This window comes from Micromonospora sp. NPDC051141, from assembly GCF_044455765.1.
Taxonomy (GTDB): Bacteria; Actinomycetota; Actinomycetes; order Mycobacteriales; family Micromonosporaceae; genus Micromonospora.
In genome coordinates this window covers 151907-171084 of sequence record NZ_JBITFD010000013.1, presented here as the reverse complement: position 1 = coordinate 171084, position 19178 = coordinate 151907, and the positions used below count along the sequence as shown (strand labels likewise).

General features: G+C 73.4%; 14 protein-coding genes. 13 read left to right on the top strand and 1 reads right to left on the bottom strand.

Features of this window, described 5'->3' with window-relative positions:
* The first annotated feature begins 118 nt into the window (after positions 1 to 118).
* From ACIA6B_RS24110 to ACIA6B_RS24090, 5 genes are read left to right on the top strand one after another with little or no spacing between them, the layout of a single operon-like run.
* Positions 119 to 2569, top strand: a complete 2451-nt coding sequence (locus ACIA6B_RS24110) for a glycosyltransferase (protein ID WP_396776527.1) — start codon at positions 119 to 121, stop codon at positions 2567 to 2569.
* Positions 2566 to 4194 carry a glycosyltransferase family 39 protein gene (locus ACIA6B_RS24105; RefSeq protein WP_396776526.1) on the top strand — a complete coding sequence of 543 codons (1629 nt, stop codon included), beginning with the start codon at positions 2566 to 2568 and terminating at the stop codon, positions 4192 to 4194. The genes ACIA6B_RS24110 and ACIA6B_RS24105 overlap by 4 nt, the downstream gene beginning before the upstream one ends.
* A complete protein-coding gene (locus tag ACIA6B_RS24100) occupies positions 4191 to 5564 on the top strand; it encodes an alkaline phosphatase family protein (RefSeq protein ID WP_396776524.1) in 1374 nt (457 codons plus the stop codon). Before ACIA6B_RS24105 ends, ACIA6B_RS24100 begins: the two co-directional genes overlap by 4 nt.
* Entirely contained in the window at positions 5561 to 7741 is a 2181-nt protein-coding gene (locus tag ACIA6B_RS24095) for a hypothetical protein (protein WP_396776522.1), read from the top strand. Before ACIA6B_RS24100 ends, ACIA6B_RS24095 begins: the two co-directional genes overlap by 4 nt.
* A 59-nt stretch (positions 7742 to 7800) precedes the next feature.
* The gene (locus ACIA6B_RS24090) at positions 7801 to 9399 is read left to right on the top strand and encodes a DNRLRE domain-containing protein (RefSeq protein WP_396776520.1); all 1599 of its coding nucleotides are present in this window, start codon (positions 7801 to 7803) and stop codon (positions 9397 to 9399) included.
* A 12-nt stretch (positions 9400 to 9411) separates the two neighbouring features.
* Here the strand turns inward: ACIA6B_RS24090 and mgrA are convergent, their stop codons facing one another.
* The gene (gene mgrA, locus ACIA6B_RS24085) at positions 9412 to 10407 is read right to left on the bottom strand and encodes an L-glyceraldehyde 3-phosphate reductase (protein WP_107158256.1); all 996 of its coding nucleotides are present in this window, start codon (positions 10405 to 10407) and stop codon (positions 9412 to 9414) included.
* Positions 10408 to 10472: 65 nt separating this feature from the next.
* On the opposite strand from mgrA, the gene ACIA6B_RS24080 reads away from it, so the two are divergent.
* The 8 genes from ACIA6B_RS24080 (at position 10473) to ACIA6B_RS24045 (ending at position 19147) form a co-directional block, all read left to right on the top strand.
* Positions 10473 to 11441 (top strand): aldo/keto reductase, encoded by a 969-nt coding sequence (locus ACIA6B_RS24080; RefSeq protein WP_396776518.1) that lies wholly within the window; start codon positions 10473 to 10475, stop codon positions 11439 to 11441.
* A gap of 4 nt (positions 11442 to 11445) precedes the next feature.
* On the top strand, positions 11446 to 11943 hold the full coding sequence (locus tag ACIA6B_RS24075) for a hemerythrin domain-containing protein (protein ID WP_396776516.1): 498 nt from the start codon (positions 11446 to 11448) through the stop codon (positions 11941 to 11943).
* Between the two features lie 60 nt (positions 11944 to 12003).
* The gene (locus ACIA6B_RS24070; RefSeq protein ID WP_396776514.1) at positions 12004 to 13254 is read left to right on the top strand and encodes a sensor histidine kinase; all 1251 of its coding nucleotides are present in this window, start codon (positions 12004 to 12006) and stop codon (positions 13252 to 13254) included.
* Positions 13251 to 13901: a response regulator gene (locus ACIA6B_RS24065; RefSeq protein ID WP_396776512.1), complete on the top strand. Its 651-nt coding sequence runs from the start codon at positions 13251 to 13253 to the stop codon at positions 13899 to 13901. The genes ACIA6B_RS24070 and ACIA6B_RS24065 overlap by 4 nt, the downstream gene beginning before the upstream one ends.
* Positions 13902 to 13973: 72 nt before the next feature.
* Positions 13974 to 15032, top strand: coding sequence for a hypothetical protein (locus ACIA6B_RS24060; RefSeq protein WP_396776510.1), 1059 nt, complete (start codon positions 13974 to 13976; stop codon positions 15030 to 15032).
* Between the two features lie 71 nt (positions 15033 to 15103).
* A complete protein-coding gene (locus tag ACIA6B_RS24055) occupies positions 15104 to 16585 on the top strand; it encodes a magnesium chelatase (RefSeq protein WP_396776509.1) in 1482 nt (493 codons plus the stop codon).
* 2 nt (positions 16586 to 16587) lie between these two features.
* The gene (locus ACIA6B_RS24050) at positions 16588 to 18540 is read left to right on the top strand and encodes a VWA domain-containing protein (RefSeq protein WP_396776507.1); all 1953 of its coding nucleotides are present in this window, start codon (positions 16588 to 16590) and stop codon (positions 18538 to 18540) included.
* A gap of 121 nt (positions 18541 to 18661) precedes the next feature.
* The gene (locus ACIA6B_RS24045) at positions 18662 to 19147 is read left to right on the top strand and encodes a hypothetical protein (RefSeq protein WP_396776505.1); all 486 of its coding nucleotides are present in this window, start codon (positions 18662 to 18664) and stop codon (positions 19145 to 19147) included.
* Positions 19148 to 19178: the final 31 nt, after the last annotated feature.

Genomic DNA, 19178 nt, shown 5'->3' with positions numbered 1-19178 from the left:
TGCGGGTTCGTCCCTTACCGGGCTCCGGGAAATTGATTCGTTTCTCCGGCGGACGGTTCTGCATCCAGTGCCCGTCATCAACGTGGCTCACGCCGCTCGTGCGCCCATGGGGGTTGACATGAACAGAGTCGGATCCGGAGTTCGCGACCGGCGAACCGAACCGGAGGCGCAGCTCCAGGCGCTGCACGAGGCGGACGAGGGCCGCCCGCCCCGACTGACCGTCATCGTGCCTACCCGGAACGAGGCGGAGAACGTCCCGATCCTGCTGGCGCGGCTCGGCCCGCTGCTGGCGCCGCTCGACGCCGAACTCCTCGTGGTCGACGACAGCGACGACGGCACGCCGGGGGTGCTCGCCCGGGTGGCCGCGGCGGCGCCGATCACCGTACGGCTGCTGCACCGGCCCCCGCACGCCCGCGCCGGCGGACTGGGCGGCGCAGTCCTGCTCGGCACCGCGCACGCCCGCGGCGCGTGGGTGCTGGTGATGGACGCCGACCTCCAGCACCCGCCGGCCGCGGCGGCGACGCTCGCGCGGATCGCCATGCGCCACGATGTCGACGTCGTCATCGGCACCCGCTACGCCGGCAACGGCTCCCCGGGTGGGCTGGACGGGGCCCTCCGGACGGCGACCTCGTCCTGGGCGACCCGGCTGGTGAAGGGCATGTTCCCGCGCCGGCTGGCGACGGTGAGCGACCCGATGAGCGGGCTGTTCGCGTTCCGCCGGGCCGCGGTACGCCTGGACCGGATGAACCCGACCGGCTTCAAGGTGCTGCTGGAGCTGCTGGTGCGCCATCCCGGCGCCCGGGTCGCCGAGGTGGCGTACGACATGGCGCCCCGGCACGACGGCCGGTCCAAGGCGTCCCTGCGGGAGGGCGTGACGTTCCTGCGGCACCTGGCCCGGCTGCGGGGCCGCCGCCTCGTCGGGCAGATCCGGCGGAGCCCGCGTACCCACGTCGAGCGGCTGCGTGAACTGGGCCGGATGATCGCGTTCGGCATGGTCGGGCTCTCCGGCATGGTGGTGAACACCGCCGTGCTCTGGTTCTGCTACGAACCCGCCCGGATGCACCACCTGATCGGTGCGGCGCTGGCCACCCAGGTCTCCACCTCGTGGAACTTCCTGCTGATCGACAGCCTGATCTACCGGCGGAACCGGCACGGCTCGTTCGCCGCCCGGGCGGCCCGGTTCTTCCTGCTCAACAACGCGTTGCTGCTGCTGCGGCTGCCGGTGCTCCAGGCCCTGGTGTGGGCGGGGGTCGGCATCCTGGTGGCCAACGCGGTGACCCTGGTGGCGCTCTTCCTGGTCCGGTTCCTGGTCAACGACCGGGTCATCTACACCGCCGTCGACAAGGCCCGACGCGACCCGGTGCGGTTGCTCGTCGCCGGCGCCTCCGAGGCGCCCAGCACCCCGTCGCGCCGTCGCTACCAGTACCTCAAGTACCGCTACGACGTCGCCGGCGTGGTGACCATCGGCTCGCAGATCATGCTGCCGGAGCTGGAGTTCTTCCGGGCCCAGTGGGTGCCCGACTCCGAGGTGGACATCGCGGTGCGGGTCAGCGACATCGGCGGTCGCGGGCCGCAGCGCCGAGCGGCCATGACCCAGTACGCCGACCAGTCCGTGCTGCGCTACGAGGAGCAGCTCGGCCGGTGGGGCGCGAACTTCCGCATCCAGCTCGGACCGCCGATCGAGATCCAGGTCGGCCCGCTGCTGGCCCACTCGCCGCACGTGGTCTACACCAACATCATCGAGGCGCTGCTCCGGTTCGTCATGGTGGCCCGGGGCCACATGCTGCTGCACTCCGCGTGCGTCACGCTCGACGGGGTCGGGGTGATGCTCTCGGCGCTCACCGACACCGGCAAGACCGCCACCGTGCTGCGACTGCTCCGCGACCACGGCGGTCTCTTCCTCTCCGACGACATGACGATCGTCCGGCCGGACGGGGTGGCGACCTGCTTTCCCAAGCCGCTCACCATCAGCGCGCACACGCTCCGCGCGGTGCAGGCGCAGGATCTGACGCCCGCCGAGTGGCGGCGGCTGCAACTCCAGAGCCGCCTGCACTCCAAGGGCGGCCGGTCCCTGGCGCTGACGCTCAGCCGGTTCAACCTGCCGATCATGGGGATCAACGCGGTCACCCAGCTGCTGATCCCGCCACCGAAGTACAGCGTCGACCGTCTGGTGCCGTGCCGGATCGGCACCACCACCCGGGTGGAGGAGCTGTTCGTCATCGAGCGCGGCAAACCCGACATCACCGAGCTGGACGCCGCCGAGACGCTCGACCGCATGATCGACAACACCGACGACGCGTACGGGTTCCCGCCGTTCCGGTACCTCGCGCCATCCATCACGATCGACGGCCAGGGGTACGTCCAGCTCCGGGCACGGGAGCGGGACATCCTCGCGGGTTTCCTGTCGCACGTCCGCAGCCGGGTCGTCGTCTCGGACAATTTCGGCTGGGCCGACGACATCCCCCGGCTGCTGCGGGAGGAACGCGCCGGCCGGGGCGCCGCGGTGGTGCCCGCCCAGCCGTGGCCGAGCTGGAGCGGTGACCTGACCGTGGCGGGAGGGCCGGCGTGAGCGTGAGCTCTCCGACCACCACCGACACGCTGCCCGAGCAGCGGCGGGGCGAGGCGCAGCGGCCGGCGAGGCCGGCGCCGCCGTCCTGGCTCCCGGCGCTGCGGCGGCCACGGTGGAAGGTGGCCGGTGGACTGACCGGGGTCGCCGTGCTGGCGCTGTTCGTCCGGACGTGGCAGATCGACGCGTTCGGCTTCAACAGCGACGAGGCGGTGTACGCCGGGCAGGCCGCCTCGCTCGCCGGCAACCCCCGCTACACCGAGTACTTCCCGGTCTTCCGGGCCCACCCGATGCTCGTCCAGGCGCTGCTGTCGCCGTTCTTCCGGGTCGGGGAGGTGGACGTGGCCGGCCGGCTGGTCGTCGTGGCGCTCGGCGTGCTGACCGTGCTCGCGGTGTATCCGCTGGGCGCGCGGCTCTACACCCGGCGGGTCGGGCTCATCGCCGCGCTGTTGCTGGCCGTGATGCCGTACCACGTGGTGGTGACCCGGCAGGTGCTGCTGGACGGGCCGATGGTGCTGCTGGCCACGCTCACGCTGTACTGCATGGTCCGGTTCGTCCAACGGCAGGACGCGCTCTGGTACGTGGCCACCGCCGCCATGCTCGGCGTCACCATGCTGGCCAAGGAGACCAGCATCGTGCTGGCCGGCAGCGTCTACGCGTTCCTGGCGCTCACCCCCGGCGTACGCCGGCCGGTGCGGGCCACGCTGCTGGCGCTGCCGGTGCTGGCGTTGGTCTTCGCCACCCATCCGATCTCCCAGGCGTTGGCCGGCCGCACCGAGACCGGCCGCAACTACCTCGTCTGGCAGTTGTTCCGGCGTCCCAACCACCCGATGTCGTTCTACCTGGAGAACGTGCCCTCGTCGATCGGGCTGCTGGTGCTGCTCGCCGCGTTCGGGGGCCTGTGGTGGGCCCGCCGGCAGCGGAGTTGGCGGGAGACGCTGCTGTTGTCCTGGATCGCCGTGCCGGTGGTCTTCTTCCAGCTCTGGCCGGTCAAGGGTTTCCAGTACCTGCTGCCGGTCGTGGTGCCGGTGGCGGTGCTCGCCGCGCGGGCGTTGGCCGTCCTGCCGGTGCCGGCCCGGGTCGCCGCCGTCCCCCGGCGGGTGATGCCCCGGGCCCGGGTGCACCTGGTGGTCCGGCTGGTGGCCGTCGCCACGGTCGCGCTGAGCCTCCTCGGACCGTGCTGGCGGGCGGTGAGCCAGCAGGGTGGGGCGCACTTCCTGGCCGGCTCCGGCGGCGTGCCGGGCGGCCGGGAGGCCGGGCGGTGGTTGACCGACCACACGCCGGACGGGTCGGTGATCCTCACCCTCGGCCCGTCCATGTCGAACATCATCCGCTACTACGGCCAGCGGCAGAGCTACGGGCTGTCGGTCAGCCCGAACCCGTTGCACCGCAACCCGTCCTACGTGGCGCTCAACAACCCGGACGGGTGGCTGCGCAACAACAACCTGCACTACATCGTCTGGGACTCGTTCTCCGCGCGTCGCTCGACGTTCTTCGCCGACCGGCTGGCGACCCTCGTCCGGCGCTATCACGGCCGGATCGTGCACACCGAGTACGTCGGCGGCGCCGACGCCTCCGGCCGCGCCGTTCCCGTCCCCGTGATCATCATCTATGAGGTGCGTCCATGACCCGTCGGATCGATTCCGTGCTCCGGCGCCGCGCCGGGCGGCTGTCGGCCGTCGCCGTGCTGCTGACCCTGTCCGTGGTGGCGACGACGCCGGCCGCCGCGTCGGCCGCCCCGGCGACGCCGACCACGCCGACCACGCCGATCGAGAACCTGGTTTTCCTGATGCAGGAGAACCACACGTTCGACAACTACTTCGGCACCCGGCCCGGGGTGGACGGCATCCCGAAGGGCGTCTGCATGCCGATGCGGGCGGACCTGCCGGAACCCTGCGTCAAGCCGTTCCACATCGGCAAGCTCGGCGCGATCGACCTCGACCACTCCGCCGACGCGTTCGCCCAGCAGTACAACGGCGGCCGGATGAACGGCTTCGTGGAGGGAGTGAGCAAGGCGGGCAAGGACGGCCGGATGGCGATGGCCTACTACGACGACCGCGACCTGCCGTACTACTGGAACCTGGCCGACGAGTACGTGCTCTTCGACCGCTTCTTCAGCTCGTCGCACTCCGGCAGCATCCGCAACCACATGTACCGGGTCACCGGTGGCCCGGGCGCGGCCGGCAGGTCGGAGACCATCCCGGCGACCGGCTGGGGGAACATCCCGACCATCTTCGACCGGCTGGAGGCGGCCGGGATCAGTTGGAAGTTCTACGTGCAGAACTACGACCCGACCATCACGTTCCGGTCCCGGGTCGAGGAGGAGGACATCGACCGGGGCGCGCAGGTCATCTGGGTGCCGTTGCTGGGGTACGCCCGCTACGTCGACGACCCGCGCCTGTTCTCCAAGATCGTGGATCTGGACGAGTACTACGCGGACGCCGCCCGGGGCGACCTGCCGGCGGTCTCCTTCATCGCGCCGGCCGGCAACAGCGAGCACCCGCCGGGCAACATCGGCGCCGGCCAGAACCTGGTCCGGGCGCTGCTGACGCAGCTCATGCGGTCCCCCGAGTGGTCCTCCTCGGCCTTCATCTGGTCGTACGACGACTGGGGCGGCTGGTACGACCACGTCAAGCCGCCGAAGGTCGACCAGTACGGCTACGGGTTCCGGGTGCCGGCGCTGCTGGTCAGCCCGTACGCCCGGCGCGGGCGGGTCGACTCCACCACGCTCGACTTCACCTCGGTGCTCAAGTTCATCGAGGTCAACTGGCGGCTGAGACCGCTCGCCAGCCGGGACGCCAAGGCGAACACGTTCCTCGACGCGTTCGACTTCGACGCGCCGCCCCGTCCCGGCGTCCTGCTCAGCGCCGAACGCACCACCGTCGCGTTGAAGCGGCCCGACCCCCGGCCGGTCTACGGCTCGTACGCCACCGCGCTGCTGCTCGTCGGCGCGCTGGTCGGCGCCGCGGCCGTCCGGGGCCGGCGGCGGTCGCGGTGAGCGCCGCCCGCCGGCTGCCGCCGCTGCTCCTGGTGCTCCTGGTCGTCCTGCTCACCCCGGCCGCCGCCACCGCGGCGCCCCGCTCCGCGCTGCCCGGCACGCTGCACCTGCAGATGGTGCCGCCGATCCGGGGCGTGCCGGTCGCGGTGGACGGCAACACCGGCCGCTCGGACGCCAAGGGCCGGGTGAACATCCGGGTGAAGAACTTCCTCGGGCTCGACAACCGGCTCAAGGTCGGGTCGGCGACGGTCGGCGCCGACCGGAAGGCGGTGCTCGACCGCATCCGGGGCAGCGTGGACCACGGCGTCCGGGACCGGATCGTCGAGGTGGGCCTGCGCACGATCCGGCGGGTGAGCTGGCGCTACACCGACCGGTTCGGGTCACCGGTGCCGGCCCGGCGGGCGACCGCGATGCGGCTGCGCAGCAACACCGGCGAGATCATCGAGCTGACCGGTGACCAGTTGGCGAGGCCGCTCTGGGTCGCCGAGAGCCGCACCCAGCAGGGGCCCCGAGGGCTCGTCTCGAAACGTCTCTACTACGTGGTGGACGCCGTGGTGGTGGACGGCACCTCGGTGGTCAACCGGGCCGGCCAGAAGTTCGTGCCCTGGGACCGGCAGTCCTGGGTGGTGCAGTTGCTCTTCTTCAAGGTGTCGTTCACCGCCTCGGACATGCTCTTCCCCCGGCGGGCCGGCAGCGGGATCCAGCTCACCCGGGCCGACGGGCGGGTGCAGCGGCTGGGGTTCGGCCCGGACGGCACCGTCCTGGTCCCCGACCTGCCCCGGGGCACCTACACCCTGACCGTCCGCGGCGGCGGCCTCTCCTTCGGCCGGCCGGTGACCATCAGCCGGGACCAGGAGGTGACGCTCACCGTGATCAGCGTCGTCGACCTCGCCCTGGTGGCGGTGGGCCTGCTCGGGGTGGCCGTCGGGTTGGTCCTGCTGGGCCGCCCGCACCTGCGCCGCCCGTTCCGGGCGCTCCGGGATGCCGCGCGACGGTCCGGTCGGCGTCGCTGGCGGCCCCGCGCCGCCGCCGGCCTGGTGCTGGTGCTGCTGCTGGTCGCCGCGGCGAGCCTGCCGGCGGCCCGGGCCCAGGCCGCGCCCGCCCGGTCCGGGCCCGCGGCGACCCCGACGTCGTCGCCGGTTCCGGTGCTGGCCTACTACTACATCTGGTTCAACCCCAGCTCGTGGAACCGGGCGAAGATCGACTACCCGGTGCTCGGCCGCTACTCCAGCGACGACCAGGAGATCATGCGGCGGCACGTCCGGATGGCCAAGGCCGCCGGGGTAACCGGCTTCCTGGTCTCCTGGAAACACACCGAGCAGCTCGACGAACGACTCGCCGCGCTGGTCGAGGTCGCCCGCGCGGAGAGCTTCCGGCTCGGCATCGTCTACCAGGGCATCGACTTCAGTCGTAAGCCGTTGCCGCTGGCCACGGTCCGGACCGACCTGGCCCGTTTCGCCGAACGCTACGCCGCCGACCCGGTCTTCGGGATCTTCGACCAACCGGTGGTGATCTGGAACGGCAGCGACAGGTACTCCGCCACCGAGGTCGCGGACACCGTCCGCCAGGCCCAGGAAAAACTCCAGGTGCTCGGCACCGCCAAGAGCGTCTCGGTGGTGAACAGCCAGTCGGCCCTGGACGGGCAGGCGTACTACTGGTCGTCCGCCGACCCGCTCGTCGACAAGAGCCGGGACAAGCTCACCGCGATGTCCCGGGCCGTCCATCTCCGGGGCGGGCTGTGGATCGCCCCGGTCTCGCCCGGCTTCGACGCCCGCCAGATCGGCGGGAGAAGGGAGGTGCCCCGCCGGGACGGCGAGACCCTGCGCGCGTCCTTCGCCGCCGCCCGGCTCTCCCAGCCCGACGCCCTCGGCGTCATCAGCTGGAACGAGTTCACCGAGAACACGTACGTGGAACCGAGTGAACAGTGGGGCAGCAGGTACCTGGAGGTCCTGGCCGGCCTGCTCGGCGTCGCCCCGCACCCGGACGCGCAACTGGACAGCAGCGCCGAGGGCGACAACTGGGGCCTGCCCGCCTGGGCCGCGCTGATCCTGGCGGTCGGCGCGGTGGTCCTGGTGCCGCTCTGGCTGTACCGCCGTCGACGGCGTGCGCGAGCCGCCGCCACACCGCCGACCACATCCGGCGCCACGCGGTCCGAGGAGGCGCCGCTCCACCACTGACCGGGCGACCCGATGTCGCGGCCGGCCCGGACCACCCTCCACACCGTTCTGGAGGAGCAATGAGAACTCGATCCCGATCCCTGGCCCGTCTCCTCGCGTCGGCGCCCGCAGTGCTCCTGGCCGTCGTCGCCGTCGCTCCGCCCGCCACCGCGGCACCCGCCGGCACCCCGGTGAAGCCGCACGTCACCACCGCGGCCCAGGTGGCCCGGGCCACCGCCGCCGTGACGCTCAACCCGGTCGCCGACGCCTGGGTGGACGCCTCCCACCCGACGGTCAACGCGGGGCGGACCGCCTCGCTCCGCGTCGACGCCGTGCCCCGGCAGGTCGCCTACCTGCGCTTCGAGGTCACCGACGTGGCCACGGACCCGACCGCGCTGCTGCGTCTCTACGTGGAGACCGCCAGCAGCACCGGGGTGGACGTTCACCCCGTCGCCGACAACACCTGGGACGAGAACACCCTCACCTACGACAACGCCCCACCGATCGGCGCGGCGGTCGTCCGCAGCGGACCGGTGGGCGCGGACACCTGGGTGTCGGTGAACGTCTCGTCGCTGGTCACCGGCAACGGGCCGGTGACCGTGGCGCTCACCACCACCAACGACACCGGCCTGCGGGTGACCAGCCGGGAGGGCGCCGACAGGCCGCAACTGTTGACGCCGGCACCGCCCAACCCGTCGCCGTACGTGGTGACCCGGACCGGGGCGACGACCTACCGGGCGGCCTCCGACGTCACCGGGGAGACCTACACCGGCAGTCTCAAGACCGTGCTGGAGAGCGCCGTGGTCGAGCTGAACCGGCTGGGCGGCGGCACGGTCCGGTTCGAGGCCGGCACGTTCGACTTCGGCGCCGAATACATGAAGCTGGAGGGCATCCGCAAGGTGACCTTCGTCGGCGCCGGCATGTACGACACGCTGATCCGCAACGACAACTCGTCGGCGGGGGACACCGAGCCGTTCAACACCAAGGGCTGGGACGGGGTGATCGTCCGGGACCTCGCGGTCTCGGCCGGCGGGGCGTTCCGGAGCACAAGCGACGCGCTCGACTTCGACGACGGCAACAACATGGTCGTGGAGCGGGTGCGGGTGACCGCCTCCCGGGGGCGGGGCATCGTGTTCGACGGCAAGAACCAGACCTGGACGTCGATGGGCAACACGGTCCGGGACTGCGTCATCAGCGGCGCCCAGAGCGACGGCGTCGAACTGCTGGCGACAAGCGGGGACACGGTCACCGGCTGCACCATCACCAACGTGGGCGGGCACGGCATCCAGGTCAACCGCGCCTCGTCCACGGCCGACCAGCCGAACAAGACGGCCGACCACAACCTGGTCAGCGACAACGTCGTCGACCAGGCCGGGCAGGACGGCATCAACGTGAACGGCGGCACCGGCAACCAGATCATCGACAACCACGTCACCGACAGCGCCGACGACACGCCCAACCGGGACGGCATCCGGGTCACCACCGCGACCGGGATCACCTGCGTCGACACCGTGGTCAGCGGGGACGTGGCCGTCGACGACCAGACCGTCAAGACGCAGCGTTACGGGCTCTACGTCACCGAGGGCTGCAACGCGACAGTGGTCGGGCCCGGCAACACGTTCACCCCGAACCGGGTGAGCGCGGTCCGGGACGCCGGCAACGGCACCATCTTCCAGTAGCGTCGCGCGTCCTCAGGCGCCGGCGAGGATCTGGTCGATCTCGGCCAGGTCCTCGCCCGCGAGGTCCAGGTCGTCCAGTGCGGCGACGTTGCCGGCCAACTGCTCGACACTGCTCGCGCCGATGATCAGGCTGGTCATCCGCGGATCGCGCAACGCCCAGACCAGGGCGAGCTGGGCCAGGCTCTGCCCCCGCCGCCGGGCCACCTCGGCGAGCGCGCGGACGGTGGCCATCCGCGACTCGTCCAGGTCGCTCTCGTTGAGGAAGACGCTGGTCCGCACGCGCGAGTCGGCCGGGATGCCGCCCAGGTAACGGTCGGTGAGCAGGCCCTGGGCCAGCGGGCTGAACGCGATGCACCCGGCGCCGACCTGGTCCAGCGTGTCCAGCAGGCCGTCGGACTCGGTCCAGCGGTTGAGCATCGAGTACGACGGCTGGTTGATCAACAGCGGGGTGCCCAGGTCCCGGAGGATCTCGGCGGCCCGGGCGGTCTGCTCCGAGTCGTAGTTGGAGATGCCCACGTAGAGCGCCCTGCCCGAGCGGACGATCGCGTCCAACGCGCCCATCGTCTCCTCGAGCGGGGTGTCCGGGTCGAACCGGTGCGAGTAGAAGATGTCCACGTGATCCAGGCCCAGCCGGCGCAGTGACTGGTCCAGCGACGAGATCAGGTACTTCCGGGAGCCCCACTCGCCGTACGGGCCGGGCCACATCAGGTAGCCGGCCTTGCTGGACACCACCAGCTCGTCCCGGTACGGCTTCAGGTCGGTGGCGAGCAGCCGGCCGAACACCTCCTCCGCCGCGCCCGGCGGCGGGCCGTAGTTGTTGGCCAGGTCGAAATGGGTGATGCCGAGGTCGAAGGCGCGGCGGACGATGTCGCGCTGCCGTTCGAAGGGCCGGTCCGGCCCGAAGTTGTGCCACAGACCGAGGGAGATGACGGGCAGCTTCAGCCCGCTGCGGCCGCTGCGGCGGTAGAGCATCGAGTCGTAACGGTCGTCGCTGGCGAGGTAGGTCACCCGATCATTCTGCGCCCACCGGCGAACCGGTGTGCGGGCACCGGGGCGCGGGTAGCGTCGGAGCCATGCGTTTCGTGCGGCTCGACACTCCCAAGCCCATTTCCAAGATCGGTCTCGGCACGTGGCAGTTCGGCTCCCGCGAGTGGGGCTACGGCGCGGACTACGAGCGGCGGGCGGCCGAGATCGTGCGGCGGGCGCTCGACCTCGGGGTCACCCTGTTCGACACCGCCGAGCTGTACGGCTTCGGCCGCAGCGAACGCATCCTCGGCGCGGCGCTGGGAGCCGACCGGGCGAAGGTGGTGGTGGCCAGCAAGATCTTCCCGCTGCTGCCGGTCGCGCCGGTGGTGCAGCAGCGGGCGGTGGCCTCCGCCGCCCGGCTCGGCGTCGACAGCATCGACCTGTACCAGGTGCACCAGGCCAACCCGGTGGTCGCCGACACCACCACCATGCGCGGCATGCGCACGCTCCAGGACGTCGGGCTGGTCGGCGAGGTCGGGGTCAGCAACTACGACCTGCGCCGGTGGCGGTTCGCCGAGGCCGCGCTGGGCCGCCGGGTGCTGAGCAACCAGGTCCGCTACAGCATGATCGACCGCGGCCCGGAGGAGGACCTGATCCCGTACGCGGAGCAGGCCGGCCGGATCGTCATCGCGTACAGCCCGCTGGCGCAGGGGTTCCTCTCCGGCCGCTACGACGCCAGCAACCCGCCGTCCGGGGCGGTGCGCCGGGCCAACCCGTACTTCCTGCCGGAGAACCTGGCCCGCGGCACCGAACTGATCGCCACGCTGCGCGAGGTGGCCGACGCGCACGACGCCACCCCGAGCCAGATCGCGCTCGCGTACGTGCTGCGGCACCCGAACGTGGTGGCCATCCCCGGCGCGTCCGGGGTGGAGCAGATGGAACGCAACGCGGCCGCCGCCGACATCGACCTGGCCGACGACGAGTACGCCGCGCTGGTCGCCGCCGCGCACGCGTTCCGGCCGGTCACCGGCCTGGCCGCGATGCCCCGGCTGATCCGCGCCCGACTGGGGAAGTGACCGCATGGACGACGTCACCGCACTGATCCTGGACGACCACGCCGCCTTCCGGCGCGGCTTCGCCCGACTCGACGACGCCCGCGACCCGGCCGAGATGCTGGCGATCTGGGAGGCGCTCGCCCTGCACCTGGACATCCACGCCGAGGCGGAGGAGGCCATCCTCTATCCGCACCTGGTGAAGCACGGCGACGACGGCGAGGACGAGACCGCCGACGCGATCGGCGACCACAACAAGATCCGCGACGCGATCGCCGAGGCCAAGCTGCACGAGGTCGGCTCGGACGCCTGGTGGGCGGCGGTCGGCACGGCCCGCCGGGAGAACAGCGAGCACCTGGCCGAGGAGGAGGACGAGGCGCTGCCCGACTTCCGCCGGCACGCGAGCGTGGAGCTGCGGGCCGAGCTGGGGGCGCGGTGGCTCACCTTCTACGGCGAACACAAGAACGGCCGGGACCTGCGGTTCCGCGACAAGGACCCGCAGGGCTACGTGCGCGACCACCGCTGACCGGCCGATCTCCCCGGCGCGGGGGAGTCGCCCGGCGACCGGCGACGCGACAATGACCGGATGACGGTCCGGGGCGCGCTCGCGCCGCTGGTGCGCGGCAGCACCTGGCGGCGGGCCGTGTTCCTGCTGCTCGGCGGCGTGCTCGCACTGCCGTACGCGCTGCTGGTGGTGGCGTTCGCGCAGCTCCTGACCAGCACGGGGGTGCCGCGCCCGCTCGGGCTCGGGCTGCTGCTCGTCGGCGTCGGGCTGGCCGTGGTGCCGGTGTTCCTGGCCGGCAGCCGGGCGCTGGAGATCGCCGCCGCCCGCGCGCTGCTCGCGGTCGAGCTGCCGGAGCCGCTGCCGGGCCACCGCGTCGACCGGGAGACCCGGCTGCGCGCCGCGCTCTGGATCGCCATGCACCTGGGCACCGGCGCGGCCGTGCTGTTCGCCGCGATCAGCGCGTTCCCGATGGCCCTGGTGTTCGTCGTCGGCCTGACCGGGATCGACACCGGGGCCGGGCCGGGCGAGCGGTTCGGGCCGTTCGACCCGACCCGTCCGGTGCCGGCCGGACTGGCCGGGGTGGCCCTGCTGGTCGTGCTCGGGTACGCGGTGGCCGGGCTGGGCGCGCTCGCCGCCTCGATGGCGCCGGTGCTGCTCGGCCCGGCCCAGGCCGAGCGGATCGCCGCGTTGGAGGCCCGGGCCGTACGGCTGGCCGAGCGCAACCGGCTGGCCCGGGAACTGCACGACTCGGTGGGGCACGCGCTGACCGTGGCGACACTCCAGGCCGGCGCCGCGCGGGAGCTGCTCGACACCGACCCGGAGTTCACCCGGCGGGCGCTGCGGGCCATCGAGGAAACCAGCCGCCGGGCCATGGACGACCTCGACCAGGTGCTCGGGCTGCTCCGCGAGACGGACGCCGGGCGGCCGGCCGCGTCCACCGCGCCGCAGCCCACCCTGGCCGGCCTCGCCGATCTGGTCGCCGCCGCCCGGGCCGCCGGGCTGGTCGTCCAGTTCCGGGTCGACGGCCCGCTGGACGCGCTGCCCGCGGTGGTGTCCCGCGAGGGCTACCGGATCGTGCAGGAGGGGCTGACCAACGCGGCCCGGCACGGCCGGGGAGCGGTCACGCTGCGGGTCGGCGTACCCCCGGACGGGTTGGCGATCGAGCTGGTCAACACCGTGCGCGGCGGCACCGGCCCGACCGGCGGCGGACGCGGGCTGGACGGCATGCGGGAACGGGTGCTGCTGCTCGGCGGGCGGCTGGACGCCGGCCCGGTCGGGGACCGCTGGCGGGTGCGGGCGACCCTGCCGGCGTCGAGGAAGGAGCCCGGGTGACCATCGACGTGCTGATCGTGGACGACGACGAGCTGATCCGGGTCGGGCTGCGGGCCATCGTGGACGCCCAGCCGGACCTGCGCGTGGTCGGTGAGGCGGCGGACGGCGCGGCGGTGCCGCCGCTGGTGGCCAGGCTGCGTCCGCGGGTGGTGCTGATGGACGTGCGGATGCCGGCCATCGACGGCATCCAGGCCACCCGCCGGCTGCTCGCCGCCTCCGCCGACCCGCCGCGCGTGCTGGTGGTCACCACGTTCGCCAACGACGAGTACGTCTACGAGGCGCTGCGCGCCGGCGCGAGCGGCTTCCTGCTCAAACGGGCCCGCCCGGCCGAGGTGGTGGAGGCGATCCGGGTGGTCGCGGCCGGTGAGTCACTGCTCTTCCCGGCCGCGATCCGGCAGCTCGTCGGCGCGTACGGGCGACGCGGCGGGGACCGGCTGGCCGCCGCCCGGCTCACCGAACGGGAGGCCGAGGTGCTGCGGCTGATGGCGGCCGGGCTGTCGAACCCGGAGATCGCCGCCCGGCTGGTGGTCGGCGGCGAGACGGTCAAGACGCACGTCGGGAACGTGCTGGCCAAGCTCGGGGTGCGGGACCGCACCCAGGCGGTGGTCGCCGCGTACGAGTCGGGGTTCGTGGTCCCGACCGGCTGATCCCCCGGCCGGGGGAGGCGTCTCACTCCGCCACGGGAGGGTTTCGGGTCGCCGGGAGCCGAGGCTCGAACCATGACCGCCACGTCGCTCGCACCGACCCGTCACCGGTCCCGGACCGCGCCGCTCGCCGCCGGCTGGCTCGCGCTCTGGGGCGTGCTCGCCCTGATCTCCACCGTGACCCGCGCCGGCTACCCGTTCGGCGCGCACGACCGGGACCGTGAGGTCAACCTGCTCCGCCTGGTGCCGGTGTCGGTCGGGCCGGCGCTGTTCGCGGCGCTGCTGCTCACCGCCGCAGTCGTCGCGTTGGCCATGGCCGGCCCGGTCGCCCACCCGTCCCGGCCGCTGCGCGCGCTGCTGCTCGGCTACGGCTGGACGGTCGCGTTCGTGCTGGCCGTGGTGGTGCCGGACACCCGGGTACTGATCACGCTGGGCTACGCGCCGATCCTGCTCGTCGGCGCGCCGTTCGGCTGGCCACCGGTCGACTACGCCGACGTGTTCACCTGGACGCTGCTGTGCAAGAGCGCCGCGATGGCGGGCGGGGTGCTGCTCGCATTGGCGGTGCTCGGCTGGCAACGCCGTACCGCCGGGGCCTGTGCCGCCTGCGGCCGGGGCGACGCCGGGCGGGGCTGGACCACCCCGGCCGCCGCGGCCCGCTGGGGGCGCTGGGCGGCCTGGACCGCCGCGGTCATCCCCACCCTGTACGCGCTCACCCGGCTCGCCTGGGCCGCCGGCGTCCCGCTCGGCATCTCCCGCGACTTCCTCGACGAGATGCACGACAGCGGACTCGTCTGGGCGGGCGCCGGGCTGGGCGCCTTCGCGGTGGCCGGAGCGGTGCTCACGCTCGGGCTGGTCCGCCCCTGGGGCGAGCGGTTCCCCCGGTGGATGGTCGGCCTGGCCGGCCGCCGGGTGCCGGTGTCGCTCGCCGTGGCGCCGGCCACGCTCGTCGCGCTCGCGGTCACCGCCGGCTCCCTCGGGCTGCTCACCGCCCCCCGGTTCTGGGCGTTGACCGGCGGGTTCAGCCTCACCACGCTGCCGATGCTGCTCTGGCCGCTGTGGGGCGTGGCGCTCGGCGCCGCCGCGTACGCCTACCTGCTGCGCCGGCGCGGCGCCTGCCGCCGCTGCGGGCGCTGACCGCCCCCGGTGGTCGGTCCCGGTCACGGGGCGGGACCGACCACCGGGCGACGCGGGAAAACTGAGCTAGCGTGGTGCGGGTGAGCGCTCACTCCCAGGTTTCCCCGGCTCCGCCGGCCGAGCTGCCCGCCACGCTCGGCGCGCTGCGCGCGACCGGCCACCACTACCGCACCGTCAAGCAGGAACTCCGCGACAACCTCCTCGCCCGGATGCGGTCCGGCGCGGAGCGCTTCCCCGGCATCGTCGGCTACCAGGACACGGTGCTGCCCGAGGTCGAGCGGGCGCTGCTCGCCGGCCACGACATGGTGCTGCTCGGCGAGCGGGGGCAGGGCAAGACCCGGCTGATCCGCGCGCTCGGCGGCCTGCTCGACGAGTGGACCCCGGTGATTCCCGGCTCGGTGCTCAACGAGCACCCGATGCACCCGCTCACCCCGGCCAGCCGGGCCCGGGTGGCCGAGGCCGGCGACGACCTGTCGATCGGCTGGCTGCACCGCTCGATGCGCTACGGCGAGAAGCTCGCCACGCCGGACACCAGCGTGGGCGACCTGATCGGCGACGTCGACCCGGTCCGGCTCGCCCAGGGGCGTACGCTCGGCGACCCGGAGACCATCCACTTCGGCCTCGTCCCGCGCACCAACCGGGGCGTGTTCGCCGTCAACGAGCTGCCCGACCTGGCCGAACGGATCCAGGTGGCGCTGCTCAACGTGCTGGAGGAGCGGGACATCCAGGTCCGCGGCTACCAGCTCCGGCTGCCGCTGGACCTGCTGCTGGTGGCCAGCGCCAACCCGGAGGACTACACCAACCGGGGCCGGATCATCACGCCGCTCAAGGACCGCTTCGGCGCCGAGATCCGCACCCACTACCCGCTCGACCTGGAGCTGGAGCTGGAGTTGATCCGGCAGGAGGCCGACCTGGTCGCAGGCGTGCCGGAGCACGTGCTGGAGGTGCTCGCCCGGTTCGCCCGCGGGGTGCGCGAGTCGCCGTCGGTGGACCCGCGCTCCGGGGTGTCCGCCCGGTTCGCCATCGCCGCCGCGGAGACCGTGGCCGCCGCCGCGCTGCGCCGCTCCGGCCTGCTCGCCGCCGGCTCCACCGCTGACCCCGCCGGCGCCGGGTCCGGCCGCGCGCCGGAGGAGGCGGTGGCGCGCGTCGGCGACGCGGTCTCGGTGACGTCGACGCTGCGCGGGAAGGTCGAGTTCGAGAGCGGCGAGGAGGGGCGCGAGATCGAGGTGCTCGCGCACCTGCTGCGTACCGCCACGGCGGAGACGTTCCGGGCCCGGCTGTCCGGGCTGGACCTGTCCGGCTTCACCGCGCTGGTCGCCGAGGGCGGCGCCGTCGAGACCGGTGAGCTGGTCTCCGCCGCGGAGCTGCTGCGCCAGGTCGGCACCGTGCCGGGGCTGGCCAAGGTGCTCGACCGGCTCGGTCTGGGTGACGCGCCCAGCCCGGCGGAGGCCGCCGCCGGCGTCGAGTTCGTCCTCGAAGGGCTGCACCTGACCCGCCGGCTCGGCAAGGACGTCACCGACTCCGGGCGCACCGTCTACGGCGGCCGGGGCTGACCGTGGCCGGCAACCGGTTCCGGTACGGGCAGTGGCGCGGCGGGCCCGACCCGCTCGCCCCGCCGTACGACGTGCGTGCCGCGGTGGACGCGGTCGGCGCGGAGGTGCTCGGCGGGGGCAGCCTCCGGGAGGCGCTGCGGGACCTGCTGCGGCGCGGCCCGGACGGTCGCGGCGGCCTCCGGGACCTGGCCGCCCGGGCCCGGCGGCTGCGCCGGGAGGCGCTGCGCCGGGGCGACCTGGACGGCGCGGTGACCCGGGCCCGCGCGCTGCTCGACCAGGCGCTCGCCGCCGAGCGGGACGAGCTGCGGGGCCGTGACGGCGACGACGCCCGGTTCGCCGAGGCGGTGCTGGACAACCTGCCCCGGTCCACCGCGCGTGCGGTCGCCGAGCTGTCCGGGTACGACTGGGCCAGCGCCGAGGCCCGCCAGACGTACCAGCGGATCCTCGACGGGCTGCGCGGCGACGTGCTGGAGCAGCGCTTCGCCGGGCTGCGGGACGCGGCGCGGGCCGCCGGTGACCCGGACGCCCAGCGGCAGCTCGGCGACATGATGCGCGACCTCAACGAGCTGCTCGCCCGGCACGCCCGCTCGGAGGACACCACCGACGCGTTCGCCGAGTTCATGCGCCGGCACGGCGAGTTCTTCCCGGAACGGCCCCGCGACGTCGACGAGCTGATCGACGTGCTGGCCCGCCGGTCGGCGGCCGGGGAACGACTGATGCGGTCGCTGTCGGACCAGCAGCGCGAGGAACTGGCCGGGCTGATGCGCCAGTCGCTCGGCGACCGGCTCGCCGGGGAGCTGTCCCAACTCGACGCGCACCTGCGCTCGCTGCGCCCGGACCTGAACTGGCAGCGCGGCGAACGGGTCCGCGGCGACCAGCCGCTCGGTTACGGCGAGGCGACCGGCGCGCTCGACGAGATCGCCGAACTCGACGAGCTGCTGGACTCGCTCGACCAGGACCAGGCCGGCGCCACGCTCGACGACGTCGACGTCGACGCGGTGGCCCGGACGCTGGGCCGGGACGCCGCCGACGACGTACGCCGCCTGCGCGACCTGGAACGCGAGCTGCGCCGCCAGGGCTGGGTGACCCGGGACGCGGACGGGCTCACGCTCAGCCCGAAGGCGCTGCGCCGGCTCGCCGGCACCGCGCTGCGACGGGTCTTCGCCGATCTGACGGCCGGTCCCCGGGGCCAGCACGACCTGCGTTCCGCCGGTGCGGCCGGCGAGGTCAGCGGCGCCTCCCGTCCCTGGGAGTACGGCGACGAGCAGCCGCTGGACGTGGTGCGCACGCTGACCCGGGCGGTCCGCCGGGCCGGCCCCGGCGTGCCGGTGCCGCTCGCGGTCGAGGACTTCGAGGTGATGGAGACCGAGCGTCGGGCGTCCGCGGCGGTGGTGCTCTGCGTCGACCTGTCGTACTCGATGATCTCGCAGGGGCGGTGGGGCCCGATGAAGCAGACGGCGCTGGCGCTGTCGCACCTGATGGCCACCCGGTTCCCGCAGGACGCGTTGCAGATCGTCGGCTTCGGGCGGGAGGCGATGCCGCTGACCCAGCAGGAGCTGGCGGCGGCGGAGCCGGACATGGAGCAGGGCACCAACCTCCAGCACGCGTTGCGGCTGGCGGGCCGGCACCTGCGCCGGCACCCGGGCGCGGAGCCGGTGGTGCTCGTGGTGACCGACGGCGAGCCCACCGCCCATCTGGACCCGGACGACGGGGAGGCGTACTTCAACTGGCCCCCGCTGCCGGAGACGATCGAGGCGACCATCCGCGAGGTGGACAAGCTGACCCGGTACGGCGCCACACTCAACCTGTTCATGCTCGGCGACGATCCGGGGCTGCGCCGGTTCGTCGACGCGGTGGCCCGCCGCTCCGGCGGCCGGATGTTCACCCCCGACCTGAACGACCTCGGCGAGTACGTCGTCTCCGACTACCTCCGCGCCCGCCACGGCCGCCGCTGACCCCCGACCCCGCCGGGCTGCTGTCCGCCGGATTCACGGAAAGTGTGGCCATTCCGCGTGCCATGGCCACGCTTTCCGTGAATCCGCGCGGGGTGGGGGTGGGATGGGGTTGGATGCGGGCATGGACGAGGTGGACGCCGGAGCGCTGCGGCGGGCCTACGACGAGCTGCTCGCGGAGGTGGACGCGGGCGGGTTCGGGCCGCCGCCGGAGGGGGAGCTGAGCGCCGAGCAGATCGTCGCGCACCTCGCCGCCAACGACGAGCTGATGAGCGAGGCGACCGAGGCGGTGCTGGCCGGGTCGCCGTTCGCCTACTACGACCTGGACACCGTGCATCGCCCGCAGCTCGACGCGCTGGTCTCCGAGTGCGGCGGGCTGGACGGGCTGGCCGCCCTGCTGCGGGCCACCAGCCTGAAGCTCTGCGTGTTGGCCGAGCGGCTCGGCCCGGCCGCCGAGACGCCTGTCGAGACCGTGCTGCGCGAGGGCTACGACCTCGACGTCGATGATTCGCTGCCCTGGGGACGCGCGCTCGACCTGCACATCCGGGTGCACCTGCCGCTGCACCTGACCCAGCTCCGCGCGCTACGCCGGCAGCCCCACCCGGCCTGACCCAGTTCCGCGCGCTACGCCGGCAGCCCCA